Here is a 26,417-nt window from a genome sequence, read left to right as displayed (position 1 = left end):
GCTTACCGCGATGGGTGTAAATATGCCCGGTTTTGTGGCAAAAGCCGCAAAAGCACGGTGTAAACAGGTATAATCGCCGCTATTTTCCCGCATATTTTGAAAAGATAGGTTTACGGCATGTTGGATAAGGTTTCAGTAGCAGAGTATATGGCTCAGGTTGGTCGCGAAGCGCGCGCCGCCTCACGGGCTCTGGCAGCGGCCAGCACTGGCGTTAAAAACGAAGCGCTGCAGGCCATGGCGCGCGAGCTGGATGCAGCGCGCGACACACTTGCGGCCGAAAACGCCAAAGATCTCGCGGCGGGCGAGGCCAACGGGCTGGATGCGGCGTTACTGGATCGTTTGGCGCTTAAGCCAGCCACTATTGATGGCATGATCGAGGGGCTGCGCCAGGTCGCGGCGCTGCCCGACCCCTGTGGTGAAATCACCGATATGAGCTACCGTCCCAGCGGCATTCAAGTGGGCAAAATGCGTGTGCCACTGGGTGTGGTGGGTATTATTTACGAGTCGCGCCCCAACGTGACCATCGATGCCGCCAGCCTGTGCCTCAAGTCGGGTAATGCCGCCATCTTGCGTGGTGGCAGTGAGGCGATTCACTCCAACCGCGCTATTGCCGAGTGCATCACTCGCGGTTTGCGCGCCGCCGGTTTGCCTGAGGCCTGTGTGCAGGTGGTGCAAACCACCGATCGCGCCGCCGTAGGCGAGATGATCACTATGCCCGAGTTTGTCGATGTAATTGTACCGCGTGGTGGCAAGGGGTTAATCGAGCGCATCTCGCGCGAAGCGTCGGTGCCGGTTATTAAGCATTTAGACGGTATCTGTCACGTGTACATCGATGCCAAGGCGGATCTCGACAAGGCGTTTGCCATTGCCCTAAACGCTAAAACGCATCGCTATGGGGTATGTAACGCCATGGAGACGCTGTTGGTGGACGCTGCTGTGGCCGGGGCAATTTTGCCGCGCTTGGCCGATGCCTATAACGCCGAGGGTGTTGAACTGCGTGGTTGTGAAAAAACCCGCGCCATTATTGCCGCTAACCCAGCGAGCGAAGAGGATTGGGCCACCGAGTATTTAGCGCCGGTTTTGGCTATTAAAGTGGTTGGCTCACTGGATGAGGCGATGGATCATATCGCTCGCTTTAGCTCGCAGCATACTGAGTCGATCGTCACAGAAGACTACAGCCGTGGTCGCCGGTTTATTACCGAGGTGGATTCGAGCTCGGTGATGATTAACGCCTCGACCCGTTTTGCCGATGGCTTTGAATATGGTTTGGGTGCCGAGATTGGTATCTCGACCGATAAAATTCACGCCCGTGGCCCGGTAGGCTTAGAGGGGCTCACCTCGCAAAAGTGGATCGTATTTGGCGATGGCCAAATACGTCATTAAGCACACGGGTTAGTCGTGCTTTGTGATAACAGCGGCGCTGGTATGAGACCAAAAATCGCCATTTTTGGCGGCACTTTTAATCCGGTGCATAACGGTCATTTACGTCTGGCTTTGGATTTAGTGCAGCAGCTGGGGTTTGACGAGATGCGTCTGGTCCCCTGCCATATCCCAACGCACCGCTCCGATCCCGAGGTGGCCAGTGCGCGACGGGCGCAAATGGTCAGTCTGGGTATTGCCGGCAATCCAAGCTTGCAAATGGACGATCGCGAGCTGGTGCGCGGTAGCGCCTCGTACTCGGTAGATACGTTAATGCAGCTGCGCGCCGAGCGCGGCGAGAGTTGCTCGCTGACTTTGGTAATGGGACTCGACGCCTACTTGGGTTTGCCCAAGTGGCACCGCTGGCGCGAGCTACTGAACTTCGCCCACCTGCTGGTGGTTAATCGCCCCGGCTATACATTGCCGAGTCAGGGTGAGCTGGCCGAGTTTGATCGCGCCCACGGCGCCGACAAGAGCGCGCTGGCCGAACATCCCGCCGGTGCCGTGGTGCACCTGAATATTCGGGCGCTGGATATCAGTGCCACCGAAATACGCGCCCTGACGGCGGCCGGGTTGTCGACACGCTTTTTATTGCCCGAGCCGGTACGGCGCTTTATTAACGAGCAACAATTATACGGAGCGCGGCCCGAAACTGGCCCGCGTTCTTCTTAGGTTTTGTGAAACATAAATAGGTAACCAATGTCAGATTCAATCAATACGCTCATCCTTAATGCGTTAGACGATTTAAAAGCACGCGATGTCACGGAAGTGGATGTGCGTGATAAAAGCGATGTCATGGACACCATGATTATCGCCACCGGTACGTCTAGCCGCCATATTCGCTCGATGGCGGTACACGTGATCGAAGAGTCTAAAAAAGCCGACCTTGCGCCATTGGGTGCCGAGGGGCTGGAGGGCAGCGATTGGGTGCTGGTGGATTACGGTGATACCGTTTTGCACGTGATGTTGCCCGAGGCGCGTGAATTTTACGACCTTGAAAAACTGTGGTCCGTGTCGCCGGCAAACCGCACTGAAGACTAAATCATGCGCATACGACTGATCGCGGTGGGCAGCAAAATGCCCGGCTGGGTGCAGGAAGGCTATAACGAATATGTGAAGCGCTTGCCCCGGGGAGATCTCGAGCTAGAGCTCACCGAGCTGCCGTTGGCGCCGCGCGGCAAAAACAGCGATATTCAGCGAGCGATGGAGCGCGAGTCCGACGCGATACGCGGCGCTATTGGTAAGGGTGACCGGGTGGTTGCGCTGGATGTCAAAGGCAAAAGCTGGAGCACCGAGCAGCTTGCCGAGCAGTTAGCCGGGTGGCGTATGGACGGTCGTCACGTTAGCTTGTTAGTAGGTGGGCCCGACGGCTTGGCGCCGGCGGCGCTGGCGTTGGCTGAGCAGCGCTGGTCGCTCTCGGCGTTAACTCTGCCGCACCCGCTGGTGCGGATTTTAGTGGCCGAGCAGCTGTATCGCGCGTGGACGATTTTGCACAATCACCCGTATCATAAATAACATTGAGGCGCGGCCAAGCGCCGGGTAGGACCTGACAACCCTATGTCCGAAGCGAGACATTTTAAAGATCACCACCGCGAGGCGCGCTTGTTTTTTGCCCGTGCGCTGTTTGCCGGATTGGTGATTGTGTTGCTGACGGGCATGCTGATTTTGCGCTTTTTCTCGTTACAGGTGGATCACCACGAGGATTACGTTACCCAGTCCGACCGCAACCGGGTGCACGTACTGCCCATTCCGCCCACCCGCGGTTTAATTTACGATCGCGACGGTGAGCTGCTGGCCGAAAACCGCGCCAGTTATACGCTCTCAATTGTCCACGAGCGGGTGCCAGACCTGGCCGAGACCCTGGCGTTTTTGAGTACCCTGGTCGAGGTAACCCCCAACGATATCGAAAAGTTTAACGATCAGTTACGTCAGCGACGCCGGCCGTTTGATGCGGTGCCATTGCGTTACGGCCTGACCGAAGAAGAGCTGGCAAGGCTCGCGGTGAATGAGTTTCGCCTCGATGGTGTGGAGGTGCACGCGCAGCTCGTGCGCCACTACCCGGACGGTGAATTGTTTGCCCATACGATAGGTTATGTGGGGCGCATTAACGAGAGCGAGTTGGCCGGTTTTGACCCGGACGAGTACCAGCGCTACAGCGGTACACACTCGATTGGCAAAATCGGTATCGAGCGCTCTTACGAGTCGGAATTGCTCGGTGAAGTGGGCTACCAAAACGTAGAAACCAACGCCCGGGGCCGGGTACTGCGTGTACTCGAAAGCGGCGACCCAAAACCCGGCCGCGATTTAACTCTGCATTTAGATTCGCGGTTGCAGCAAGAAGCTCTGGCTGCGCTCGAAGGGCATCGCGGCGCCGTCGTGGCTATGGATGTCGCGACCGGTGGGGTATTGGCGGCGGTCAGCGCCCCGAGCTTTGACGCCAACTTATTTGTTACCGGCATTAGCTTTAAAGATTATCGCGAGCTGAATCAATCCCGCGATTTGCCACTGTTTAACCGTTTTTTGCAAGGCCAATACCCGCCCGGCTCAACCATTAAGCCGGTCGTGGCCATGGGGGGCTTGCACTATGGCATCGTTACTCCAGAAGATACCGTGTACGATCCGGGCTACTACAAGCTCAAGGGCAGTAGTCGCTTGTATCGCGACTGGAAGCGTTGGGGGCACGGCCCCAAAGTGGATTTTAAGCAGGCCATTGCCGAATCCTGCGATGTGTATTTTTACGACCTGGGCTTTAATATGGGCATTGATAAGATGCACAGCTTTGGCTACCAGTATGGTCTGGGGCAGAAAACCCAAATTGATTTGCCCAACGAGCGACGTGGCATCTGGCCCTCGCGCGATTGGAAGCGCGGCGCCCGGGGCGAGCCCTGGTACCCGGGCGATAGCTTAAACGTGTCTATTGGGCAGGGCGATGTACTGGCGACGCCTCTACAGTTAGCCTCTATGGTGACAACCATTGCCAACCACGGCACGCGCTTACGACCGCAATTGGTGGCCTCGGTGGGTGGGGAGCCGCGCCCGCCCATTACCGATCAAGTCGTGGATGTGGAAGATTACATTTCGCAGCTGGGTATCGATGCGATGGCTGAGGTCGTGCACGGCCAACACGGCACCGCGCAGCGTATTGCGCGCGGCGCTAAGTATAAAATGGCGGGTAAAACCGGCACCGCTCAGGTGGTGGCGATCGCACAAAATGCCGAGTACGACTCAGAGGCGCTGAGCGAGCGCAACCGCGATCACGCTTTGTTTGTCGGTTTTGCGCCGCTCGAGGATCCGCAGATCGCGGTGGCGGTGCTGGTTGAGAACGCCGAGTCTGGCTCGGGCGCAGCGGCGCCGGTGGCGCGACGGGTTTTTGATGCCTGGCTGTTACACAAAGACGGCGAGCTGAAGGAGTAACCTGCACAGTGCCTAATCAGGATTTTTTACGTCGCCTGCCCGAATCCGACCGCGCCCTGCGCCGGCGCGACCGATTGCAGCAGCGTTTGCACCTGGATTTTTGGTTGTTGCTGTTGCTTCTGACGGTGACCGCCGGTGGTCTAGTGGTGCTCTACAGCGCGAGTGATCAGTCGCTGGCAACGATGAAGCGACAATGCATTTACTTTGGATTGGCGTACTTAACGATGTTTATTGTCGCTCAAGTGCCGGTGCACTTTATGCGGCGTTTGGCGCCTTGGGCTTACGCACTGGGCGTTGTGCTATTGATACTGGTTATTTTATACGGCGTGGGTGCCAAGGGCGCGCAGCGCTGGTTAAGTCTGGGTGGGTTTCGTTTTCAGCCCTCAGAGGTGATGAAGTTGGCAATGCCCATGACGATTGCCGCCTATCTCGGGCAGCGGCACTTGCCCCCTGTGTTTAAACATGTATTTTGGACCCTCGCGTTGGTGGCGGTACCGACGGCATTAATTATTAAACAGCCCGATTTGGGGACGTCTATTTTGGTGGCCGCCTCGGGCCTAATGGTGCTGTTTTTTGCCGGGTTGTCATGGCGCTATATTGTGGCCGCCGTGGTTTCTCTATTGGCGAGCCTCTGGCCACTGTGGCATTTTGTGATGCACGATTATCAGAAGAAACGCGTACTCACGCTGCTTAACCCTGAGGCCGACCGGCTGGGGGCGGGGTGGAATATTATTCAATCAAAAACAGCGATTGGTTCGGGCGGTGTACCCGGTAAAGGGTGGCTTCAAGGCACCCAGTCGCACCTGGATTTTTTACCCGAGGGGCATACCGATTTTATTATTGCGGTGCTGGCTGAAGAGTTTGGTCTGATTGGTGTGCTGATATTGCTGGCGCTGTATATTTTAATCGTACTGCGCGGCATGATGATTGCCATCCGGGCTCAGGATAGCTTTGGCCGGCTGCTGGCGGCGAGCGTTACCTTAACGTTTTTTGTCTATGTGTTCGTCAACATTGGTATGGTGTCGGGGTTGCTGCCAGTGGTGGGGGTGCCTTTACCGCTGGTTAGTCAGGGGGGAACATCGATTGTTACATTGTTGGCGTCCTTTGGCATTTTAATGGCCATTGCCACCGAGCCGCGTAAGGTTATCCGATAACCTAATACAGCGCTCGCTGTTATTGTTAATAAGAAATTGTCTGGAGACGCATTGTTGAATATTCGCCGTAAGATAAAGGTTTGTTTTAAAGTTAGTTGGTTAGTGCTACTGGCCAGTGTCTCCGGCGCGGTGCAGGCAGATTACAGTGAAAGCCCTGAGGCAAAAGCGTTTATGGAGCGCATGGTGCAAGAGCACGGGTTTGAGCGTGAGGCGCTACAACAGTTGTTTGGCCAGGCTGAAAAAAGCCAGAAAATACTCGATGCGATTTCCCGTCCGGCCGAAAAAACCAAAAGCTGGGCGGATTACCGCAAAATTTTTATAAAAGACGCACGTATTGAAGGTGGTGTGAAGTTTTCGCAGGCCAATGCTGACGCCTTAGCTCGCGCCGAGCAGGAGTACGGCGTGCCCGCCGAGTACATCGTTGCCATTATTGGTGTAGAAACGTTGTACGGCAAAGTAACCGGGAGCTACCGGGTGGTGGACGCGCTCAGTACACTGGCGTTTGACTACCCCCCTCGCAGCCCGTTTTTTACCCGCGAGCTCGAGCAGTATTTACTGCTTACCCGCGAGCACAAGCAAGATCCACTGGCGCACAAAGGCTCTTACGCAGGGGCCATGGGATACGGGCAGTTTATGCCCTCGAGTTATCGCCACTATGCGGTAGATTTTGATGGCGATGGCTTGCCGGATATTTGGAATAACTTAACCGATGCGATCGGTAGCGTGGCCAACTATTTTACCACTCACGGATGGCAGCGAGACGCTTTGGTGACGGTGCGTGCCCGCCCAGGGGCGACATTGGATGGCGACATCGTTTACAACCAAATCGTTGCCCCCGAGCGCACCGTAGCTCATTGGCGCGCTGCCGGCCTTACGCCAATTGTGCCCCTGAGCGATGACGCGAAAGCATTGCCACTGAAGCTTGACGGCTCACTGGGCGATGAATACTGGTTGGGGTTGAATAATTTTTACGTCATTACCCGTTATAACCGCAGCCACATGTACGCGATGGCCGTACACCAGCTGGCGCAAGCCATCGCCCGTGCCCACCGCGAGGCCGGAGGTGCGCGTGAATAAGCTGTGGTTATTAATATTAGTCGCGGTGTTGTTGGCCGGCTGCTCTAGTCATGACTCTAAGCCCAAGCCCTCAAGCCGTTACCATATTGACCAGGATGTCGGGCCCGACAAAGACGTGGATTTGTCTCACGTGCCCGATGCCGTGCCAAGGGTTGAGCCGCGCACCCGGGCCGGCAATAAAAACCCCTATACCGTACTGGGTAAAACCTATTATTTGATTGAGGATGAGTCTAACTATAAAGAGCGTGGCTACGCCTCGTGGTACGGCAAAAAATTTCACGGCCATAAAACGTCGAATGGTGAAACTTACGATATGTACACCATGACCGCGGCGCATAAAACCTTGCCGATTCCGTCTTATGTTCGGGTGACTCACCTTGAGAACAAGCGCAGTGTGGTGGTGCGGGTAAATGACCGCGGCCCCTTTCATGAGGGGCGTATTATCGATTTGAGTTACGCCGCGGCGCAGCGTCTGGGTATCTCTAAAACCGGCACCGGACCGGTTGAGGTGGAAATCATTGTGCCCGGCGATGCACCGCCACCACCCTTAAAGCCTGATGATCGCCCCGCGAGCCACTCCGATGGCTTTTACTTACAGGTGGGTGCCTTTTCTAATGCCGATGGTGCCCGACGGCTGCGCGATAAAGTGGCCTCAATTACCCAAGAGCGGGTGTTTATCAGTGAATTTATGGCCGCCAAGCCACTCTACAGAGTGCGCGTTGGCCCCTTAACCGATGAGGCCGAGATAAACCGTGTGCGCCAGGCGCTGCCGTCGGCCGGCATTTACAACAGCCACATTGTGAAAGATTGAGCAAAGGTGCCGCCAGCGGCGTCTTTGCGTTACACTTTAGAGAACCCTTTACGATTAACTTTTCCGACCCACTGACTTAAGACTGGAAATTCATGTTTGCCAAAACCTTAGCCGCTTGCGGCCTGTTTACTCTCGCTTTGGTTGCTAATGCGCAGCAGGTGTTAATTCCTGCACCGCCACAGCTGGCCTCGACGGCGTATATTTTACTCGATGCCGATACCGGCAAGGTGATCGTAGAAGAAAACGCCGATGAGCAACTGCCGCCGGCCAGCTTAACAAAAATGATGACCAGCTATATCGTGACCGAAGAGCTGGACAATGGCCGTCTTGCCGAGACCGATCTCGTTAACATCAGTGTTGCTGCCTGGAAGATGGGCGGCTCAAAAATGTTTGTGCGTGAAGGCACCGAAGTACCGGTTATCGATTTGTTGCGCGGTGTCATTGTGCAGTCAGGCAACGATTCCAGCGTCGCTTTGGCCGAGCATATCGCCGGCGGTGAAGATGCCTTTGCCGATGTTATGAACCAAACCGCCAGCTTGCTGGGTATGACTAACAGCCATTTTGTAAACTCCACCGGCTGGCCTGCCGAGGGGCATTTGACCACCGCGCGGGACTTATCGCTGCTGGCTCGGGCGATTATTAATGATCACCCGGATTATTACGACCTATATAAAGAAAAGTACTTTTCGTACAACGGCATCAATCAGCCCAACCGCAACCGTTTGCTGTTTCGAGACGATTCTGTAGACGGCCTAAAAACTGGTCACACCGAGGCGGCGGGTTACTGTTTGGTGGCGTCGGCTAAGCGCGGTGATATGCGGTTAATTTCGGTGGTGATGGGCACCAAAAGCGAGGATTCGCGTGCGGCCGAAACGCAAAAACTGCTGGCCTATGGGTTTCGTTACTTTGAAAACCAAACCCTTTATCGCGCCGGTGAGGCGCTGGAGAGCGCCCGGGTTTGGTACGGCACCAGTGATCAGCTGGAGCTGACGGTTGGCGACGATGTGGTTGAGACGATCCCCCGCGGCAGCCGCGGTAATATCGAGGTGGCCCTGAAGCTGCCCGATACGCTAAAGGCGCCGATCGCAAAAGGCGAGCAAGTGGGGACCTTAACGCTGACCTTAAATGGCGAAACGCTGGCTGAAGTGCCCGCGGTGGCGCAAAAAGCGGTGCCCGAGGCTGGTTTCTTTGCCCGCATCATCGATGCGATCAAACTGTTTATCACCGGCCTGTTGAGCTAACGGCCGGAGGGCGCGACGGTACAGCCGTCGCGCCCAATTTTTGCTACAATTGCCCGCTGTTGCTATAGCGAGGTCCTATGTCTGCGCAAGAACCCCCCAAAATAGAATTTCCCTGTCCCGATTACCCTATTAAAGTCTTGGGGGAGGCGGGAGACGCTCTTTACGCTCTGGTGATGGACGTTATGGACGAGCACGCGCCTGGCTTTAATCGCTCGCGCGTGAAAGTGAAAGATAGCGGCAAAGGCCGTTTCCAGTCGGTGACGGTGTACGTAACAGCCACCGGAATCGAGCAGCTCGATACGATTCACAAAGCGCTGCGAGCGAACCCGATTGTAAAAATCGTGCTGTGATGAGCGCTGCCGAACAGCTTGAGGTGTTTGATCTTGGGCAGCGGGACTACCTTAGCGTTTGGCACGAGATGTCCGCTTTTACTAGCAACCGTGATTCTGAGGTCACGGATCAACTGTGGTTGGTCGAGCACCCGCCGGTGTTTACTCAGGGCCAGGCCGGTAAGCCCGAGCACTTGTTGGCTCTCGACGGTATTGATTTGGTGCAGAGTGACCGGGGCGGGCAGGTAACCTATCATGGCCCCGGCCAACTGGTGGCCTACCCACTGATCGATTTGCGCCGCCGCAAGCTGGGAGTGCGCGAGCTGGTTACCCTGATTGAGCAGGTGATTGTCGCGCTGCTGGCACGTTTTGCTATAGAGGCGTATGCCCGGCCAGACGCCCCCGGGGTGTATGTTGACGGTGCTAAAATTGCCTCGCTGGGCCTTAGAGTACGGCGTGGTTGTAGTTTTCATGGCCTGGCACTGAATGTGTCGATGGATTTAACCCCTTTTGAGCAAATAAACCCGTGCGGTTACCCCGGTATGCAAATGGTGGATATGGCCCGCTTAAGCCAGGCCGACTGCGACATGGAGCAGGTTAAAACTGCACTGGTGGACGAGTTTGTACAGAAATTGGGCTACAAAACCGCTATAATGCCCGCCCCCTAGTGGCTGGTGTCAGCAATAGTGTGGCACCTGAGTCCCAGAATCCTTGTATAAAGGCCGCAGGCCTGAATGAGTTTGACTATGACGATTGAAATACCCGATATCCAGCCCGTAAAACGCACCCGTCGCCACAAGCAGGGCGAGAAACTGCGCGATGCGGATAAAGTCGAGCGGATTCCGGTAAAAGTCATTGCGACCGATGCCGTCGAGGTGCCACGTAAGCCCGATTGGATTCGTGTACGCGTGCCGGCCTCGCCCGAGGTGGATCGCATTAAAAAACTGCTGCGCAAAAACGGCTTGTCCTCCGTGTGCGAAGAAGCTAACTGCCCCAACCTTGGGGAGTGTTTTAGTGGCGGTACGGCTACCTTTATGATTATGGGTGATATCTGCACCCGCCGTTGTCCCTTTTGCGACGTTGGCCACGGTAAGCCCAACCCGCTGGACGCCAAAGAGCCAGTCCAGTTGGGCGAGGCGATTGCCGAGCTGGGGCTTAAGTATGTGGTGATTACCTCGGTAGACCGCGATGATCTGCGCGATGGTGGTGCCGGGCACTTTGCCGATTGTATCCGAGAGTCCCGCGAGCGCTCACCCAATTTACAGGTCGAGATTCTGACTCCGGATTTCCGTGGACGCATGGGCCCGGCGCTGGACATTTTAGAGCGCGAAGCGCCCGATGTGTTTAATCACAACCTGGAAACCGTGCCGCGCCTGTACCGCCAATCGCGCCCGGGCGCGAACTACGAGTGGAGCTTGCAGCTGCTGTCGGAGTTTAAAAAGCGCCGCCCGGATGTGCTGACTAAGTCTGGCCTGATGGTCGGGCTGGGCGAGACGAAAGAAGAAATATTCCAGGTGATGCGCGATATGCGCGAGCACAATATTGATATGCTCACCATTGGCCAGTATTTGCAGCCATCCAAAGATCACTTGCCGGTGGACCGGTATGTGCACCCGGACGAGTTTGATGAGTACACCGCACTGGCCAAAGAGCTCGGCTTTACCCGCGCGGCGTGTGGGCCGCTGGTGCGCTCGAGCTACCATGCCGATAAACAAGTGCAGGGTGACGACGTGCAACAGTGGACTGGCGCTAAGTCATAATTGGTGTCGACATCGCAGAACGCCACGGATTGGTATCGTGTTAGCTTGACCGAGTGCCCTGATTATCTCGATCAGGTAGCCACTTGGCATCACCGTGAATGTATTCGCCAAGGGTTACAAAGTCGGCCAGAGGTACGTCGTGAGCGGTTACTGCAACATTTAACCGGGGCCGCTTCGGTGCCTCATACCTGGCTTGCGCTGACGCGCTCGAATGCCCAATTAATAGGGTGCGTCAGTGTTGTGAGTTACCACCTGGGCGCTCGCCCAGGTACTCCTGATACCGACACTCCCTTGTGGCTTAGCAGTTTGTTTGTGTTACCTGACTATCGTGGCCAGGGCGTCGCGAGTGATTTAATAGGCGGTGTGCTTAAGTTTGCCGGCCAGTTAGGCATGCCCAGCTTGTGGCTAACCGCCACTGATCAGTCCGAGTTTTACCGCCGTCAGGGATGGCAGCTGGTGCGCCGGGCTAAGCTGGGCGGGCGCTGGGTTAATGTTATGAACCTTGAGCTTTCTGAAACGCTAAAAACTCTGCGATAAAATCGGTAAATACCCCATCGACGCCCAAGGTTGTTAACTCGCGCCATTCATCCGGGTGATTGGCCGTGTAAACCCAATGCTGTAAACCCCGGCGTTTAATGTCATCGCTTAGCGCTTTGGTGGTGGTTACCAGTGAGGTGTTACACGAGTAAGCACCCAGCTCGTCGGCTGCTGCGGCATAATTGAGGGGGTTGCTGGCGAGCAGCACTCCCAATTTTAGGTGCGGAAGGTGCTGTTTGATGTAATACAGCTCGTGGTGATCAAAGCTGGAGATAATTATATGATCTAGCTTGCCCCCACTTGTAGCCTGCCAATGCTGTAGGGCCTGTATTACCGGCTTGGCACTTTGGCTATTTTTAATCTCGATGTTTAATACGCACTGCTCTCCAACCAGCTCCAGAACTTGAGCCAAGGTGGGGATGGCCTCACCATTACTCAGACGAGCGCTCTGTAATTGCGCGGGGCTACAGCGCCCCAGCGCGCAGCTGTCGCCATTGAGTTGTTTTAAACGGTGATCATGAGTGATATAAAGCGTGCCGTGTAGGTACCACGCATCTACCTCTATAGCACTGCAACCACTGCTTAAGGCTCGGGTAATGGCGGCAAGCGAGTTTTCCGGTAAATCATTGGCGGGGCCGCCACGGTGAGCGATGCACTGCATAGGGCGTTCATCCTGTGTCAGGTGGCCGTGTTTCTACGAGGCCGGGTAAGAGCGTTACCATATTCAATTTTTTAGTTGTTGGGAAGGAGTACAGGCGTGTTAAAAGTAGTGTTGCTGAGTGGCTGTATCGTGGCCTTTTTGTTGTTGGCGCGGGTGGTGGATAAAGTGGTGCGAGATCTGGCGATCAAGCGCTCTGTAAGCCTTTACCGCGTTGAGTACATCAACAAAGTCACGCACTTTGCCCTGCTGTTTTGCGGTGTGGTGGTTGTCTGTCTGATTCTAGGGTTAGGTTACGGCGACGTGGCGTTATTTTTGTCCTCTATTTTTGCGGTGGTGGGCATCGCGCTGTTCGCCCAATGGTCGATTTTGAGCAACATCACCGCCAGCGTGATTATCTTTTTTGGTTTTCCCTATCGTGTGGGGGATCGGATTCAGGTGCTCGACCCGGATTTTAAAATGGCCGGGGTGATCAGTGAGATCACTATGTTTCATGTGATTGTGCGGTTGGATGATGGCAATACCGTCACTTACCCTAACTCGGTGATGCTGCAGCGCGCGGTATTAAAAGCCAACGGCGACACACCACTGCCGCCGCCGGACGAGAGTTAAGCGCGCGGGCTTAGCGCAGTACCTGGCACACTGACTGCGCCAGGTACTCTAGGTTACGGCTATTCACACCGGCAATGTTAATGCGGCTGTTGTCGGTCATGTAGACGCTAAACTCGCTCTTTAAACGCGTTACCTGTGATTCATTCAGCCCCAAAAAGCTAAACATACCGCGCTGCTCGGCGATAAAACTAAAATCCGTGTGTTGCTGCTGGTGGTTAAGCGCCGAGACCAGCTGTTGACGCAGGCCGCTGATACGCTCGCGCATATCGGCTAGTTCTTGTAGCCATTGCGCGTGCAGCGTTTGATTGTGGTAAATAATATCCACCAGCGAGCTGCCATGGGCCGGCGGCATCGAGTATAAACCACGCGTAATACTTAACATCTGGCTTAAATTGGCCGACGCAGCTGTGGCCGATGGCGCGACAATATTGAGGCTACCGGTACGCTCGCGATACAGCCCTAAATTCTTGGAAAATGACATGGCGAGAATAAGCTCTGGCAAGGTATCGGCCATTAGCCGCACCCCGTAGGCATCTTCGGCGATACCATCGCCAAACCCTTGGTAAGCCAGATCAATAAAAGGGGTAAAGCCCCGTTCGCTAGCCAGCGCGGTTAGCTGTTGCCATTGCGACTCTGTCAGGTCTGCACCGCTGGGGTTGTGACAGCAGGCGTGCAGCAACACCAAATCATCTTTACCTGCTTGATTTAAGGTGTTCAGCATCCCGTCAAAATCGATACGTTGCAGGCTAAAATCGTAGTAGGGATATTCCTTTAAGGTAAGCCCGGCACTGCTCAGTAGCGGAATATGGTTGCCCCAAGTGGGGGTGCTGACCCAAACGGTGGCGTCGGGGCGGGCCTTAGCGATTAGCTCGGCCGCTGCACGCAGCGCACCACTGCCGCCGGGGGTTTGAATGGTGGCCAGGCGCTGGTCGTGAATCACTGCGTGATCCTCCCCAAAAGCCAGAGCCGCCGCGGCCCGGTTGGCGCCCGGAATACCGGCCGGCGGGGTGTAGACCTTGCTCGCCTCGGTTTTAAATAGTTCGGCCTCCGCCTGTTTAACACACCCTAAAATAGGCGTATTACCTTGCTCGGTTTTGTAGACCCCAACACCTAAATCAACTTTGTCCGGATTAGTGTCGGCGTGATAGGCGGCACTTAAGCCTAAAATAGGGTCGGCAGGTAATAATGGCAGCTCGGTGAACATAGGGGCTCCAGGGCAAATGTTACGCGATGTAATAAAAACGTGGCGGGATAATAGCGCAATTTAGCGTCCTGCGCAGAGTACAGAGCCAGAAAGTAAAAAATCCGCCACACCGTTGAGGCAATGCGGCGGTCAAGCAAACGGCAGCACGGTGTGGAAGCAGTGTGCTGCCGCGATATGCCTGCTAGTGGTAACAGGCGAGTGCTGTGTGGATTGGCAACACGAGGCGCGCTGCCCAGCACTGTGGTGATTTTTGGTGGGTGACTTAGGTTATTGCTGGGCCACCAACGGCGTTACGCTGCTCTCTTGGGTCTCTTCAAGTAAAACCTCGGGCTTACCTTTACAAGCCTTGGCCAGTTGCTCGCTTTTGCCCGCTAGCAACAAACCGATAGCCTCGCTGTGCTCTTCGCTAATACCTTTAACCGATGTCTCAATCAGCTCAGTAATATTGGCGGCCAGCTCCAGCATTTTGTCGTGCGCTTCGGCGGCTTTCTTATCATCAAACATCTTTCCATCCCGGTCACATTTCCAAACGGCGACTACAGCCATGATTAACCTCCATTGCGATACTGTTTGGATGTACAGTATCTTGTGGTTGTTAGGCTGTCAAGCAAAGATGAAAGGCAGGGTAAGGCCGAGGCTTGCCAGTACCAGCGCCAGCTGTAGCCAGCGGCTGTGGCCGATAAGCCGCCAGGCGGCCTGAGGGTTGGGGCCTTTGCGTCGGCTGCCCAGGCGCAGGGCGCACAGCCAGACACCGCTACCCGAGAGAATGGTCATGGCCAGCCCCCAGACAAACCAGATGATTTTGCTGAAATAGCCGGCAAAGGTGCCAAAGTGAAGCGGGTCGGCGGCTTCGGCAATGCGCTGGTGGGCGCTTAGCTGCTCGCCTTTAACCTGCCCGGCAACGGTGTGGCTATGGGCGTCTAAGGCAATGGTGTTGGCGCGGTTGCGTACCACCAGGGCGCTGTCTTGACCCTGTAGCAGGAGTGGTTTGCCCTCGCTTACGAGAATGCGCTTTAACGTAAAACCGGGGTTTTGTGCCAGTGCTTTGTCGATGGCCGGGGTTAAGGATGCCGCGTCCTGCGGTTGGGGCGTTGCGCTTAATTCGGGCAGTAAGCTCGTTGCCGAAGGCGCGCCGCCACCCCAGCGCTCGATCAAATACCACAGGCCGGTTACGGCGATTAACGCAATAAACGGCAGGCTCCACACGCCCAACAAGCGGTGTAGGTCGCCCCACCAGCGCCTGGGGGTATCACCGCTTTTGGGGGCTTTGGCAAAACCGCGCCACCATTTTTTATAAATGGGGAAGGCCGCGATAAACGACAGCAGCAGGGGAATGCTTAACAGCCCGACAATGGTGAGCCCCCATTTTAGCGGCAACATTAAGTGCCGGTGGGTTTGGCGTAAAAACCGGTGGGCGTTAAACCACCGGGCCACCCCGATCACCTCGGCGGTGTAAGGGTTGAGATAAATTCGCTGTAGTTCGCCCGTCTCGTCTCGGGCAATGGCCTCGGCTGCCATAAAACCCGGCAGGCCAAGGTTAAGCGAGCTTACCGTCCAGCTAGGGTTGGCCGCGTGTGCAGCGGCCAGTAGCTCCCCGGCGGGGCGAACGTGCGCTTCCAGCGGTTGCTCTACCCTTAGCTCGGGGGTGAGCAGCCAGTCGATTTCATAGGCGAATACCGCCAGAGTGCCGGTGAGGGAGACAAAAAACAGCAGCAGACTAAACTTAATGCCCGCCCAGCTGTGTAGGCGAAACCACCACTGGCGATTAAGCTTGGATGATTTCGCCATCGGCCTTAAAACTCGCGGCTAATGGTGGCCACCACGCGGCGAGGTTCACCGGGAAAGTGGCCGGTGCGGGTGATAAAGCCACTTTCGGCGTACTCTTCATCAAACAAGTTGCTCACATTAAGTTGCAGCTTCCATTGATCGAAGGTGCTTTGCCAGCTGACGTCGAACACGGTGTAGGGCTTAACGTAATCGCCGCTGATGCCGATTTGCTCGTCTTTGTAATCTACGCCAAACGCCACCGCTGAGTTGATGGCCGGAAAGTCGTAGCGCGTCCATAAGCCCAGTAAGTTGCGCGGGGTGTTGGCAAAACGGTCGCCGGTGGCGTTAGTAATGCCGCTGGTTGCCTCGAGCACCTTGGTATCGTTGTAGGCGTAGTTTAAGGTCATGGTCCAGTGGCGCAGTAAGTCGGCGCTTAAGTCCATTTCTACCCCGCGGCTGCGCACTTTGCCCACCGCAATTAAATCGTCAACGCCATCGCCGCCCACATCGCCCGCCGGGTCGGCCTGCACGACATTGCGCTTTTCAATTTCGTAAGCGGCGACGTTTAGTTGTGCCCGCCCAGACCACAGCATTAATTTTGCACCCAGCTCAAGGCTCTCGCTTTCTTCGGGTTCAAAGGGGCCGCCTTTTTCCGTATCTTGGTTGGATACACCTTGTGGCTCAAACCCTTCGCTGTAGCTGGCATAAAAGTTCAGCTCGTCGGTTAAGTGATACACCGTGCCCAGGCGGTAGGTTAGGGCGGTGTCGCTGTCTTCGGTGGTACCGCTGCTGCTTTCAAAATCGTTAAAACGCAGGCTGACCAGTACATCCCAGGCGTCAGATAATCCGATTAAGTCCTGCACATACAGGCCAGATTGCGTCAGGCCGGTTTCCGAGTCGCTCTCCCAGTTACGGTCATCCAGCCCGTACTGGGCGCGGGAGGTTTGCCCGTAAACCGGGTCGTACAGGCTCAGCGGGGGTACCACGCCGCCATCGGTTACCGGGCTGCCGCGCTTGGCTTTAAAGTCACTGTCTTGATCGAAAATATCAAAACCCGTCAGTAGCTGATGGCTGATGCCGCCGGTATTAAATTCATAAATTAAGTTGGCGTAAGCACTGGTGCCTTGATTGTTGCGTACCTGATCGCGGAACTGGCGCGCCATCATGTCTTCTACGCCGTCACCGTTTGAGTCGTACAGCCCACGCGGCTCGTGGTAATTTTGTAGCTCCTGATTCTCGTAGTAGCGCAGTGCGACATCCAGTTTTACGTTGTCGTTAAAAGCGTGCTCTAGGCGCGAGTAAAACACGTCGGCTGTCAGGCTCAGAAAGTCGGTGGGCTCGTTATGGTTCCAGGTGGGGTCCACTAAAAACTCGCCGTCTTCATTTACCGGCACGCCGCGCAAGCGGTTAGCCCCCAGGGTTTGATCGACAAACGAATACTTAAGTTGCACGCTGGTATCTGTTGCCGGTTGCCAGATAAAACCTAAGTCACCCTGGTCGTTATCGTTGGTGGTGTGCTCGCGAAAAGGCTCTTCGGTTTCTTTCAGCATGGCTACCCGGTAGCCAAAGTCGCTATCGCCAAAGCCGCCGGTGGCTTGCACGTTGACGCCGGTTAAGTCGTAATCGCCCACCACAATTTGCGCTCGGCCGTACTGTTCAAGGCTCGCTTGGCTGGTGGCATAGTTAATTAAACCGCCCGGTGCGCCGGCACCGTAAATGGCGCCGCTGGGGCCTTTTAACACTTCCAGTCGATCTACCCCAAAGGTGCGCGGTACGGTAAAGCCCGCGTAAGGGTCGCCGCGCAGGCCATCGTAAAGTACCTCGTCCTGACGAAAGCCGCGAAAGGTAATGCCCGAATAACTGAATACGCTTACGCCGCTAATATCGCGATACAAATCTCGCGCATCCCGAGCGCCCTGGTCTTCAATCAACTCGGCGTTAATGACCTGCACTGAGGCGGGTACCCGCGACAGGTCGGCGTCGATGCGGGTGGAAACCGACGAGTCATTCGCCCGATATAAAGATTGCGCTCGCCCGGTAACAACCATGGTTTCGAGTTTTTCTGTGTCTTTGCCGGCCTCGGAGGCTGCCTGCGTGAGTGGGGAAGCGATGGCGAGAGCGAGAAACAGTGGCGATTTGTAGAGCATGCTGGACATCCGTTTTACGAAATTTGTGCGGATGATAAAGATTATCATCCTCAGTTTCAATGGCTTTGCTGTTCAAAGGTGCAGGGGGTGTGGATAATGGCGCTCTGATACATCGCCCCGGACAACAATGTGAGTCAAGCAGAAACCGACAAAACGCCTGACAGCCGCCCGCCCGCCAAGCCTGGTCTACTGCGCTCAAGCAGCAAGGTTGGAGTGATGACAATGGCCTCGCGGGTGCTGGGCTTGCTGCGCGATGTGGTTTTTGCTCACACCATTGGCGCCGGTGGCGGTGCCGATGCGTTTTTTGTCGCCTTTAAAATCCCTAATTTTATGCGCCGGCTGTTTGCCGAGGGCGCTTTTGCCCAGGCGTTTGTGCCGGTGTTGTCGGAGTATCGCTCGCAGGGCTCGCTGGCGGCGGTAAAGGCGCTGATTGATCGGGTGGCCGGCGGGTTAGGGCTGGTATTACTGCTGGTCACCGCCGTGGCTGTAGTAGGGGCGCCGCTGGTGGCTACGGTGTTTGCGCCGGGGTTTCATGCCGATGCCGCGCAGTTTGCTCTGGCGACCGATATGATTCGGATTACCTTCCCCTATTTAATGCTGATCTCCCTTACCGGGCTAACGGGCGCTATTCTTAACAGCTACGATCATTTTGCTGTGCCGGCCTTTACGCCGGTGCTGCTCAATGTGTGCTTGATTGGTGCCGCCCTGCTCGCGGCGCCACATTTTGATCCGCCCGCGCTGGCGTTGGCGTGGGGTGTCCTGGCGGCCGGTGTGGTGCAGCTGGTGTTTCAGTTGCCGTTTTTAATGCGCCTGCAGCTACTGCCCTCGCCCAAGGTAGATTGGGCCGACCCTGGAGTTAAGCGTATTTTGGCACTGATGGTGCCGGCACTGTTTGGCGTGTCCGTGAGCCAGATAAACCTGATGCTCGATACCATTATCGCCTCGCTGTTGCCTAGCGGTAGTATCTCTTGGTTGTATTACTCAGAGCGTTTGGCGGATTTGCCTTTGGGGGTGTTCGCCATTGCCATTGCGACGGTTATTTTGCCTAACTTGTCGCGCCAGCACGCCGCGCGTGACCCCGAAAGCTTTGCCCGTACCCTGGATTGGGCGCTGCGGCTGATTTGCTTAATTGCCTTGCCGGCGATTATTGCGCTGATTGTTCTCGCCGAGCCGATCTTAATTACGCTGTTTCAGTACGGGGCGACCAGCGCTGCCGATACGGCCATGGCGGCACTTAGCCTGCGCGCTTACGCGCTGGGCTTACTGGCGTTTATGTTAATTAAAGTGTTGGCGCCGGGGTTTTACGCTAGGCAGGATATGAAAACTCCGGTGCGTATTGGCATTATCGCCATGGCCGTTAACATGGTGCTTAACCTGGTGTTTGTACTGCCGCTGCACTATTACTGGCAAATTGGTCACGTAGGGCTGGCGCTGGCCACCTCTTTAGCGGCCTATGTAAACAGTTTTTTGTTGTACCGTGGGCTGCGCAATTTGGGGGTCTACTGGCGCCAGCGCGGCTGGAGCGCGCTTGGGCTGCAAATGCTGTGTGCCAATGCCGCCATGGCGGCGGCGCTTATCGGCTTTATTTGGATGTGGCACGACTGGGTGAACTGGTCGGCCGGGGTGCGAATTTGGCATTTGGCGCTGGTTTGCACCGTTGGTGTGGTCGTCTACGCGGGTGGCTTGCTGGTGTGTGGATTTAAACCCTCGAATTTGCGTCACGTCTCGCGCCACTAGTGCGGCTGCTGTATACTCACGCGTCAGATTTTTTGCCGTTAACAGGTTCAGTGTGAACAGTCAGGCTCCAGAATTTATTCGCGGTTTATACAACCTGCGCGAGCGTCACCGTGGCTCTGTGGCCACCATTGGGACCTTTGATGGCGTCCACTTGGGGCACCAGGCCATATTGCGTCAGCTTAACGACGTGTCTGCACGCCTTAATTTGCCCTCTGTGGTGATTTTGTTTGAGCCCCAGCCGCACGAGTACTTCGCACGCGAGCGGGCGCCGGCGCGATTAATGCGTTTGCGCGAAAAGCTCGAGGCGCTGTTCGCGGCCGGCGTTGACCGCGTGTTGTGTCTGCAGTTTAACGAGGCGTTTCGCAGCCTGACGGCGCGTCAGTTTATCGACCGGGTCTTACACGATGGCTTGGGTATTCGCCATTTAGTGGTGGGGGATGATTTTCGCTTTGGCTGCGACCGCGCCGGTAACTACGAGTTGTTGCAGCGTGCCGGGGGCGAGCTGGGCTTTGGCGTGACAGACACCTGCACCCTGACCATTGGCGCCGAGCGGGTGAGTAGTACCCGAATTCGTGAGCACCTGCAGGCGGGGGAGTTTACCAAAGCGGAGGCTTGTCTGGGCCGGCCCTATACCATTAGCGGGCGAGTCGGGCACGGCAAAAAGCTTGGGCGCCAACTAGGGGTGCCGACGGCTAACGTGCGATTGCAGCGCTACCGCTCGCCGCTATCGGGCGTGTTTGTGATTAGCGCATTATTGCCCGATGGCAATCTTTATCCGGGAGTTGCCAATGTGGGCGCAAAACCCACCGTGGGCGGCGATATCGCGCCTTTGCTCGAGGTGCATTTGCTGAATTTTGACCGGGATATATACGGTGAGCCGGTGAAGGTAATGTTTCACCAGCGGCTGCGGGCCGAGCAGAAGTTTGCATCGCTCGACGCACTAACCGCACAATTACAGAATGACATCGCCGGCGGGCGGGCCTATTTTGCCGCGCTGGCGCCGACAGAATTAACCACTTTAACTGACTTTGACTACTGACAATGACCGATTACAAAGCAACTTTGAACTTGCCCCACACGTCGTTTGCCATGAAGGCCAATCTGGCCCAGCGCGAGCCCGAGATGCTCAAAGCGTGGACCAAAGATGGTTTGTACCAGCAGATTCGCGCGGCGCGGAAAGGGCGTAAATCCTATATATTGCACGATGGCCCTCCTTACGCCAACGGCGATATTCATATCGGTCATGCGGTTAACAAAATTCTTAAAGATATTATTGTTAAAAGCAAAACTTTAAGTGGTTTTGACGCCCCCTACATACCCGGCTGGGACTGTCACGGCTTGCCCATTGAGCACAACGTCGAGAAAAAACACGGCAAAGCCGGGGCTAAACTAGACGTTAAGGCGTTTCGGCAAAAGTGTCGCGAGTATGCCGCGCGCCAGGTCGACGGGCAGCGCAAAGATTTTATACGTTTGGGTGTTTTGGGCGATTGGCAAAACCCTTATCTGACGATGGATTTTCAGTTTGAGGCCGATATTATTCGCGCCTTGGGCAAAATCGTCGAAAACGGTCACTTGCAGCGCGGTTTTAAACCCGTGTACTGGTCCGTCGTGGGCGGCTCGGCACTGGCTGAGGCCGAAGTCGAGTATCAGGATAAAACCTCGTTTAGCATCGATGTTAAGTTTGCCTTTGCCGACCAGGACGCGGCGGCCAACGCTTTTGAAGGCTTAACCGGCACCGGGCCGTTATCGGTGGTGATTTGGACCACAACGCCCTGGACTTTACCTGCCAATCAGGCGGTGAGTGTTAACCCTGAGCTGGATTACGTGGTGGTGGAAGCCGCCGGCGAGCGCTTGGTGATGGCCGAAGGATTGTACGAGTCGGTGATGGCCCGCGCCGGTATTGAAGACTATGCCGTGGTTGGGCGCGCGCCGGGCGCTGCGCTTGAAGGGCAAAATTTGTTACACCCGTTTTACGAGCGTCAGGTTCCGGTTATTTTGGGTGACCACGTAACCCTGGATGCCGGTACCGGTTGTGTGCACACGGCGCCCGATCACGGTATGGATGACTTTGTGGTGGGTCGCAAATACGATATTGGCACCCTCAACTACATCAATGATAACGGTGTCTATCGCGATCACGTGCCGGTGTTTGCCGGTGATCATGTGTACAAGGTCGACGAAAAAGTCATCGATTTATTAAAAGAGAAAAGCGCACTGTTTTGCGAGAGCAAAATTACTCACAGTTTTCCGCATTGCTGGCGCACTAAAACGCCGCTGATCTTCCGCGCTACGCCACAGTGGTTTGTCAGCATGACGCAAAATGATTTGCGCGGCCAGGTGGCTAAGTCCGTAGAGGGTGTGCAGTGGGTGCCCAACTGGGGCCGTGCGCGCATTGACTCCATGCTGGAGTCCAGCCCCGATTGGTGTATTTCGCGTCAGCGTACCTGGGGCGTGCCCATCGCGTTGTTTGTGCACCAGGAGACTGGCGCCTTACACCCGCGTACCGCCGAGTTGATCGAGCAAGTGGCGTTACAGGTGGAGCAGACCGGGATGGACGCTTGGTACGACTTAGACGCCAGTAGTTTGTTAGGCGCCGAGGCCGCCGAGTACGACAAAGTTACCGACACATTAGATGTGTGGTTTGACTCGGGCGTAACGCACTATGCGGTATTGCAGCAGCGCGAGGGGTTGAGTTATCCGGCGGATTTGTACCTGGAAGGCTCTGACCAGCACCGCGGTTGGTTTCAATCGTCGTTGAAAACCGCGATGGCCATGAATGGCACCGCGCCCTATAAAACCGTGTTAACCCACGGTTTTACGGTGGACGCCGACGGTCGCAAGATGTCCAAGTCGATTGGCAATACGGTGGCGCCGCAAAAGGTGATTGGCGAGCTGGGTGCCGACGTGTTGCGCTTGTGGGTTTCGGCCACGGACTTTAGCTCTGAGATGAGCGTGTCTGACGAAATCTTAAAACGCACCGCCGATTCCTATCGTCGTATCCGCAACACGGCGCGCTTTATTTTGTCTAATTTAAACGGCTTTGATCCGGCTACAGATTTAGTGGCAGAACCGGATCTGTTAGCACTGGATCGCTGGGTCGTAGGCCGCGCGGCACAGCTGCAGCAAGAGCTGATCCAGTGCTACGATAACTTTCAGCTGCATCAGGTGTACCAAAAACTGCATAACTTTTGCGTGGTGGAGCTGGGTGGTTTTTACCTGGATATCATTAAAGACCGTCAGTACACCACCAAAGCCGACTCGCGCCCGCGCCGATCGGCGCAAACCGCGCTTTACTATTTGGCTGAGGCGTTTACTCGCTGGATTGCGCCGGTACTTAGTTTTACGGCTCACGAGATGTGGCAGCAGCTGCCTGGCAACCCCGAGGGGAGTGTATTTACTGCCGAATGGTTTGTGTTGCCTGAATGTTCGGACACCCGTTTGGACGGCGAGTTTTGGGCGCAAGTAGCCGAAGTGAAAACGGCTACCAATAAAGTAATAGAAGCTAAGCGCGGTGAAGGAGCAATAGGCGGTTCTTTGTCGGCGGAGCTAACACTCTACTGCGATGAAAATTTGTTGTCACAACTGGCGCTGCTGGGTGATGAGCTGCGTTTTATTTTAATCAGTTCGGCGGCGACGCTGGCCCCGCTTAGCAGTGCCGGTGCCGATGCTGTTAGCACCGAGCTTGAAGGCTTAAGTGTGTTGGTTGAAAAGTCGGAGCAACCAAAGTGTGCGCGCTGCTGGCACTTTAGAGCGGATGTAGGCGCAGTGGCGGCTCACCCGGAAATTTGCCAGCGCTGTGTTGATAATATCGACGGTGCCGGCGAAGCCCGACACTACGCATAGGTAGCCGATATGTTGAAAAAAATTGCCCAGCCCTGGGGCTGGTACCTGCTAGCGGTTGTCGTATTTATTTTGGATCAGTGGAGCAAGGCGGCGGTGGTGGCGAGTTTGGATTACAACTCGCCGTTGGTGCTGACTTCGTTTTTTAATTTTACGCTGTTGCACAACCCCGGTGCCGCGTTTAGTTTTTTAAGCGATGCGGGCGGCTGGCAGCGTTGGTTCTTTACCGCCATTGCGGCGGTGTTTAGTGTGGCCATTATCATCTGGTTGGCGCGCTTACCCAAGAGCCGTTGGTTAGAGTCGATGGCCCTTGGCTTTATTCTCGGTGGCGCGGTGGGTAATTTATACGATCGTGTCGTACTGGGTCATGTCATCGATTTTATCGTGGTGCACTATAAAGATAGTTATTTTCCGGCCTTTAATTTGGCCGACTCAGCCATTTGTTTTGGCGCCTTTTGGCTTATTGTCGATATGTTGTTTAACGCTAAAGAAACGGCGGCAGATAAAGCCGGTAAGGGGGATGGTCATGCGTGATTTAACCGTTGGTCCCGGTACCCGGGTAACCTTGCATTTTTCTCTGGCGCTACCCGATGGTCAGCTGGTGGACTCAAACTTTGAAGGTGCTCCGGCGACCTTCACAGTGGGTGATGGCAAGCTGCTTAAGGGTTTTGAGCAGGCGTTGTTTGGCTTGCGTGAGGGCACCCGGAAGGAGTTGATTGTTAAGCCTGAGGCGGGTTTTGGCGCTCACAACCCCAACAACATTCAAACCATACCGCGCTCTGACTTTGAGCCAGAGCTGGAGTTAAGCCAGGGTTTAATGCTGTCATTTGCTGATGCTCAAAACACCGAACTGCCCGGCGTGGTGGTTGACTTCAACGATGAAGAAGTTACGGTAGACTTCAATCACCCGCTGGCCGGGCGCGACATCACTTTTAAAGTGGCGATACTTAAAATCGAGCCCGCGCAAGTACATTAACTTTACGGAAAACGGTTTACGGGGTACGGTAAACGTTTTCCGTACACCTTACCCCGTTTACCGGAAACCGTAGGTTTCACTATGCAAATCAAACTCGCCAATCCCCGGGGTTTTTGTGCCGGGGTCGATCGGGCCATCGATATCGTCAACCGGGCGCTGGATGTCTTTGGCGCGCCTATCTATGTGCGGCACGAAGTCGTGCACAATAAATTTGTGGTGGATACCTTGCGTGAGCGCGGGGCGGTGTTTGTCGATGAGTTAGAAGAAGTGCCCGATGACGTGATTGTCATCTTTAGCGCCCATGGCGTCTCTCAGGCCGTGCGCACCGAGGCCGCTCAGCGCAGCTTGCAGGTGTTTGATGCGACTTGTCCGCTAGTGACCAAAGTGCATATGGAGGTGACCCGCTACAGTCGCGATGGCAGCGAGTGTATTCTGATTGGTCACGCAGGGCACCCAGAGGTCGAGGGCACCATGGGCCAGTATGACGCCCGCAATGGCGGGACAATGTACTTGGTTGAGAGTGTGGCCGATGTGGCGACCCTTGAGGTCACCGATCCTTCGCGACTTGCCTATGTGACGCAAACCACCCTATCCATGGACGACACGGCCGAAATCATTGCAGCATTGCGCGCGAAGTTCCCCGAGATTCAGGGGCCGCGTAAAGACGATATTTGCTACGCCACCACCAACCGCCAGGACGCCGTGCGTCAGCTGGCGTTAGAGTGCGATTTATTACTGGTGGTGGGCTCTCCCAATAGCTCCAACTCGAACCGCTTGCGCGAGCTTGCCGAGCGCTGCGGTACCGAGGCGTACCTTATTGACTCGCCCGCCGATATCGATAATCGCTGGTTGAGCGGCAAGCAGCAGGTAGGTATCACTGCCGGTGCATCGGCCCCCGAAACGTTGGTGCAACAGGTGGTGGACCATCTGATTGCCCAGGGGGCGAGCCTACCGCAAGAGGTGGCCGGTATTCCTGAGAACATCAGTTTCTCGCTGCCCCGTGAGCTACGCTGAATCGGGGCAGTCGTAATTTTCTTTGCGCAAACGCCCGCCACGGGATAACACCAATTGATAGCCCTCTCCCGCCTCGGTGGGGCATACCTCCAGAGTGCCTGCCTGAAACGCACCCTCTTCAAGGCCGGTAGCCCAGTGGCTCTCGCCGCTGCCGAGGTATGAAATATAGTCTGCCACCGGCCGATTACCGCTTACCTCAACGGCCTCGTGTAGCGGGCCAAATTCTGCCAGAACCGTTTCGTCATTGTCGAGCTGACCGTTGTGGTTTGGGTCGTAGTGAATCTGCCAGCCATTATCCCAGCCCTGTGTGGTACTCATGGTGACTCGCTCGTTGCTTTTAACCGCGTAGCTGCGGGCCGTCTGTGTGCTTTCGATCAGTTGGTTAGTGATTGTTTCCAGGCGATTATTGCGAATAAGCTCAGTAAAGCTGGGTGCCGCAAGCGCGGCTAATATGGCGGCTACTGCCAGAGTGGTGAGTAGCTCCGGGAGAGTAAAGCCTTGCATATGGCGCATATATGCCTCCTTGGCGTACATTTGCTTCCGTTCGTTCTTTGCTCTTGACCGCATGTCTGGTCAAGCGGGTGATACTTACGCCCTTATGTTACGTTTAGCGTAATGGGGTAAATATAGGCAGTGTTTCTCCAGCGGTCAATTAATCGCCAGTTGCGGCCCCGTAATCTCCAAGACGCTGCTGAGCATCATTAGTAAAAAGGGCAGACA

At 55.6% G+C, this 26,417-nt stretch carries 26 protein-coding genes; 20 read left to right on the top strand and 6 right to left on the bottom strand.

Features of this window, described 5'->3' with window-relative positions; genetic code table 11:
* The first annotated feature begins 117 nt into the window (after positions 1–117).
* The 13 genes from SD69_RS15930 (at position 118) to SD69_RS15870 (ending at position 11,742) form a co-directional block, all read left to right on the top strand.
* Positions 118–1,383, top strand: a complete 1,266-nt coding sequence (locus SD69_RS15930; RefSeq protein WP_041523994.1) for a glutamate-5-semialdehyde dehydrogenase — start codon at positions 118–120, stop codon at positions 1,381–1,383.
* Positions 1,384–1,425: 42 nt separating this feature from the next.
* Positions 1,426–2,091, top strand: coding sequence for a nicotinate-nucleotide adenylyltransferase (gene nadD, locus SD69_RS15925; protein WP_052481269.1), 666 nt, complete (start codon positions 1,426–1,428; stop codon positions 2,089–2,091).
* A 27-nt stretch (positions 2,092–2,118) separates the two neighbouring features.
* Positions 2,119–2,460 carry a ribosome silencing factor gene (gene rsfS, locus SD69_RS15920; protein ID WP_041523993.1) on the top strand — a complete coding sequence of 114 codons (342 nt, stop codon included), beginning with the start codon at positions 2,119–2,121 and terminating at the stop codon, positions 2,458–2,460.
* 3 nt (positions 2,461–2,463) lie between these two features.
* Positions 2,464–2,934, top strand: a complete 471-nt coding sequence (gene rlmH, locus SD69_RS15915) for a 23S rRNA (pseudouridine(1915)-N(3))-methyltransferase RlmH (RefSeq protein WP_041523992.1) — start codon at positions 2,464–2,466, stop codon at positions 2,932–2,934.
* Between the two features lie 42 nt (positions 2,935–2,976).
* Positions 2,977–4,833, top strand: coding sequence for a penicillin-binding protein 2 (gene mrdA, locus SD69_RS15910; protein ID WP_041523991.1), 1,857 nt, complete (start codon positions 2,977–2,979; stop codon positions 4,831–4,833).
* A gap of 8 nt (positions 4,834–4,841) precedes the next feature.
* On the top strand, positions 4,842–5,987 hold the full coding sequence (gene rodA / locus SD69_RS15905) for a rod shape-determining protein RodA (protein WP_041523990.1): 1,146 nt from the start codon (positions 4,842–4,844) through the stop codon (positions 5,985–5,987).
* Positions 5,988–6,038: 51 nt separating this feature from the next.
* Positions 6,039–7,064, top strand: a complete 1,026-nt coding sequence (gene mltB, locus SD69_RS15900) for a lytic murein transglycosylase B (RefSeq protein ID WP_232301226.1) — start codon at positions 6,039–6,041, stop codon at positions 7,062–7,064.
* Complete coding sequence (locus tag SD69_RS15895) at positions 7,057–7,875, top strand: septal ring lytic transglycosylase RlpA family protein (RefSeq protein ID WP_052481267.1); 819 nt, start codon at positions 7,057–7,059, stop codon at positions 7,873–7,875. Before mltB ends, SD69_RS15895 begins: the two co-directional genes overlap by 8 nt.
* A 92-nt stretch (positions 7,876–7,967) precedes the next feature.
* Complete coding sequence (locus SD69_RS15890; protein ID WP_041523988.1) at positions 7,968–9,116, top strand: D-alanyl-D-alanine carboxypeptidase family protein; 1,149 nt, start codon at positions 7,968–7,970, stop codon at positions 9,114–9,116.
* 77 nt (positions 9,117–9,193) lie between these two features.
* On the top strand, positions 9,194–9,466 hold the full coding sequence (locus tag SD69_RS15885) for a YbeD family protein (RefSeq protein WP_041523987.1): 273 nt from the start codon (positions 9,194–9,196) through the stop codon (positions 9,464–9,466).
* Positions 9,466–10,113 carry a lipoyl(octanoyl) transferase LipB gene (lipB, locus tag SD69_RS15880; protein ID WP_041523986.1) on the top strand — a complete coding sequence of 216 codons (648 nt, stop codon included), beginning with the start codon at positions 9,466–9,468 and terminating at the stop codon, positions 10,111–10,113. Before SD69_RS15885 ends, lipB begins: the two co-directional genes overlap by 1 nt.
* Before the next feature lie 78 nt (positions 10,114–10,191).
* Positions 10,192–11,205, top strand: coding sequence for a lipoyl synthase (lipA, locus tag SD69_RS15875; RefSeq protein WP_041523985.1), 1,014 nt, complete (start codon positions 10,192–10,194; stop codon positions 11,203–11,205).
* Between the two features lie 3 nt (positions 11,206–11,208).
* Positions 11,209–11,742 carry a GNAT family N-acetyltransferase gene (locus SD69_RS15870; RefSeq protein WP_041524936.1) on the top strand — a complete coding sequence of 178 codons (534 nt, stop codon included), beginning with the start codon at positions 11,209–11,211 and terminating at the stop codon, positions 11,740–11,742.
* Here the strand turns inward: SD69_RS15870 and SD69_RS15865 are convergent.
* On the bottom strand, positions 11,699–12,403 hold the full coding sequence (locus SD69_RS15865; RefSeq protein ID WP_041523984.1) for a glycerophosphodiester phosphodiesterase: 705 nt from the start codon (positions 12,401–12,403) through the stop codon (positions 11,699–11,701). The two genes, SD69_RS15870 and SD69_RS15865, sit on opposite strands and share 44 nt — an antisense overlap.
* A gap of 96 nt (positions 12,404–12,499) precedes the next feature.
* Here SD69_RS15865 and SD69_RS15860 point away from each other — a divergent pair, with 96 nt between their 5' ends.
* Positions 12,500–13,012, top strand: coding sequence for a mechanosensitive ion channel domain-containing protein (locus SD69_RS15860; RefSeq protein ID WP_084591619.1), 513 nt, complete (start codon positions 12,500–12,502; stop codon positions 13,010–13,012).
* A 10-nt stretch (positions 13,013–13,022) separates the two neighbouring features.
* Here SD69_RS15860 and SD69_RS15855 read toward each other — a convergent pair whose 3' ends face one another.
* From SD69_RS15855 to SD69_RS15840, 4 genes are all read right to left on the bottom strand, one after another.
* Positions 13,023–14,216, bottom strand: coding sequence for an amino acid aminotransferase (locus SD69_RS15855; protein WP_041523983.1), 1,194 nt, complete (start codon positions 14,214–14,216; stop codon positions 13,023–13,025).
* Positions 14,217–14,483: 267 nt separating this feature from the next.
* The gene (locus SD69_RS15850; protein ID WP_041523982.1) at positions 14,484–14,762 is read right to left on the bottom strand and encodes a YebG family protein; all 279 of its coding nucleotides are present in this window, start codon (positions 14,760–14,762) and stop codon (positions 14,484–14,486) included.
* 57 nt (positions 14,763–14,819) lie between these two features.
* On the bottom strand, positions 14,820–16,004 hold the full coding sequence (locus SD69_RS15845; RefSeq protein WP_041523981.1) for a PepSY-associated TM helix domain-containing protein: 1,185 nt from the start codon (positions 16,002–16,004) through the stop codon (positions 14,820–14,822).
* A gap of 5 nt (positions 16,005–16,009) precedes the next feature.
* The gene (locus SD69_RS15840; RefSeq protein ID WP_052481262.1) at positions 16,010–18,130 is read right to left on the bottom strand and encodes a TonB-dependent siderophore receptor; all 2,121 of its coding nucleotides are present in this window, start codon (positions 18,128–18,130) and stop codon (positions 16,010–16,012) included.
* A gap of 129 nt (positions 18,131–18,259) precedes the next feature.
* Here SD69_RS15840 and murJ point away from each other — a divergent pair, with 129 nt between their 5' ends.
* The 6 genes from murJ (at position 18,260) to ispH (ending at position 25,697) form a co-directional block, all read left to right on the top strand.
* The gene (gene murJ, locus SD69_RS15835; RefSeq protein WP_269745025.1) at positions 18,260–19,867 is read left to right on the top strand and encodes a murein biosynthesis integral membrane protein MurJ; all 1,608 of its coding nucleotides are present in this window, start codon (positions 18,260–18,262) and stop codon (positions 19,865–19,867) included.
* A 52-nt stretch (positions 19,868–19,919) separates the two neighbouring features.
* On the top strand, positions 19,920–20,906 hold the full coding sequence (ribF, locus tag SD69_RS15830; protein ID WP_052481260.1) for a bifunctional riboflavin kinase/FAD synthetase: 987 nt from the start codon (positions 19,920–19,922) through the stop codon (positions 20,904–20,906).
* Positions 20,907–20,908: 2 nt separating this feature from the next.
* Complete coding sequence (gene ileS / locus SD69_RS15825; RefSeq protein WP_041523979.1) at positions 20,909–23,710, top strand: isoleucine--tRNA ligase; 2,802 nt, start codon at positions 20,909–20,911, stop codon at positions 23,708–23,710.
* Between the two features lie 9 nt (positions 23,711–23,719).
* Positions 23,720–24,241: a signal peptidase II gene (gene lspA / locus SD69_RS15820; RefSeq protein WP_041523978.1), complete on the top strand. Its 522-nt coding sequence runs from the start codon at positions 23,720–23,722 to the stop codon at positions 24,239–24,241.
* Complete coding sequence (locus tag SD69_RS15815) at positions 24,234–24,683, top strand: FKBP-type peptidyl-prolyl cis-trans isomerase (RefSeq protein WP_041523977.1); 450 nt, start codon at positions 24,234–24,236, stop codon at positions 24,681–24,683. The genes lspA and SD69_RS15815 overlap by 8 nt, the downstream gene beginning before the upstream one ends.
* An 81-nt stretch (positions 24,684–24,764) precedes the next feature.
* Positions 24,765–25,697, top strand: a complete 933-nt coding sequence (gene ispH / locus SD69_RS15810) for a 4-hydroxy-3-methylbut-2-enyl diphosphate reductase (RefSeq protein ID WP_041523976.1) — start codon at positions 24,765–24,767, stop codon at positions 25,695–25,697.
* Here ispH and SD69_RS15805 read toward each other — a convergent pair.
* The gene (locus tag SD69_RS15805) at positions 25,689–26,210 is read right to left on the bottom strand and encodes a GspH/FimT family pseudopilin (RefSeq protein ID WP_052481258.1); all 522 of its coding nucleotides are present in this window, start codon (positions 26,208–26,210) and stop codon (positions 25,689–25,691) included. The two genes, ispH and SD69_RS15805, sit on opposite strands and share 9 nt — an antisense overlap.
* Between the last annotated feature and the right edge of the window lie 207 nt (positions 26,211–26,417).

The sequence above is a fragment of the Gilvimarinus agarilyticus genome (assembly GCF_000832015.1).
Taxonomy (GTDB): domain Bacteria; phylum Pseudomonadota; class Gammaproteobacteria; order Pseudomonadales; family Cellvibrionaceae; genus Gilvimarinus; species Gilvimarinus agarilyticus.
Note: the sequence above shows the minus strand (reverse complement) of the source record. Positions and strands in the feature narration are given on the sequence as shown.

Coding starts and splice junctions, on each gene's coding strand:
- SD69_RS15930 (WP_041523994.1), top strand. CDS start 118: ATGTTGGATAAGGTTTCAGTAGCAGAGTATATGGCTCAGGTTGGTCGC.
- nadD (WP_052481269.1), top strand. CDS start 1,426: ATGAGACCAAAAATCGCCATTTTTGGCGGCACTTTTAATCCGGTGCAT.
- rsfS (WP_041523993.1), top strand. CDS start 2,119: ATGTCAGATTCAATCAATACGCTCATCCTTAATGCGTTAGACGATTTA.
- rlmH (WP_041523992.1), top strand. CDS start 2,464: ATGCGCATACGACTGATCGCGGTGGGCAGCAAAATGCCCGGCTGGGTG.
- mrdA (WP_041523991.1), top strand. CDS start 2,977: ATGTCCGAAGCGAGACATTTTAAAGATCACCACCGCGAGGCGCGCTTG.
- SD69_RS15890 (WP_041523988.1), top strand. CDS start 7,968: ATGTTTGCCAAAACCTTAGCCGCTTGCGGCCTGTTTACTCTCGCTTTG.
- SD69_RS15885 (WP_041523987.1), top strand. CDS start 9,194: ATGTCTGCGCAAGAACCCCCCAAAATAGAATTTCCCTGTCCCGATTAC.
- lipB (WP_041523986.1), top strand. CDS start 9,466: ATGAGCGCTGCCGAACAGCTTGAGGTGTTTGATCTTGGGCAGCGGGAC.
- lipA (WP_041523985.1), top strand. CDS start 10,192: ATGACGATTGAAATACCCGATATCCAGCCCGTAAAACGCACCCGTCGC.
- SD69_RS15865 (WP_041523984.1), bottom strand. CDS start 12,403: ATGCAGTGCATCGCTCACCGTGGCGGCCCCGCCAATGATTTACCGGAA.
- SD69_RS15855 (WP_041523983.1), bottom strand. CDS start 14,216: ATGTTCACCGAGCTGCCATTATTACCTGCCGACCCTATTTTAGGCTTA.
- SD69_RS15850 (WP_041523982.1), bottom strand. CDS start 14,762: ATGGCTGTAGTCGCCGTTTGGAAATGTGACCGGGATGGAAAGATGTTT.
- SD69_RS15845 (WP_041523981.1), bottom strand. CDS start 16,004: ATGGCGAAATCATCCAAGCTTAATCGCCAGTGGTGGTTTCGCCTACAC.
- SD69_RS15840 (WP_052481262.1), bottom strand. CDS start 18,130: ATGCTCTACAAATCGCCACTGTTTCTCGCTCTCGCCATCGCTTCCCCA.
- ileS (WP_041523979.1), top strand. CDS start 20,909: ATGACCGATTACAAAGCAACTTTGAACTTGCCCCACACGTCGTTTGCC.
- lspA (WP_041523978.1), top strand. CDS start 23,720: ATGTTGAAAAAAATTGCCCAGCCCTGGGGCTGGTACCTGCTAGCGGTT.
- SD69_RS15815 (WP_041523977.1), top strand. CDS start 24,234: ATGCGTGATTTAACCGTTGGTCCCGGTACCCGGGTAACCTTGCATTTT.
- ispH (WP_041523976.1), top strand. CDS start 24,765: ATGCAAATCAAACTCGCCAATCCCCGGGGTTTTTGTGCCGGGGTCGAT.
- SD69_RS15805 (WP_052481258.1), bottom strand. CDS start 26,210: ATGCGCCATATGCAAGGCTTTACTCTCCCGGAGCTACTCACCACTCTG.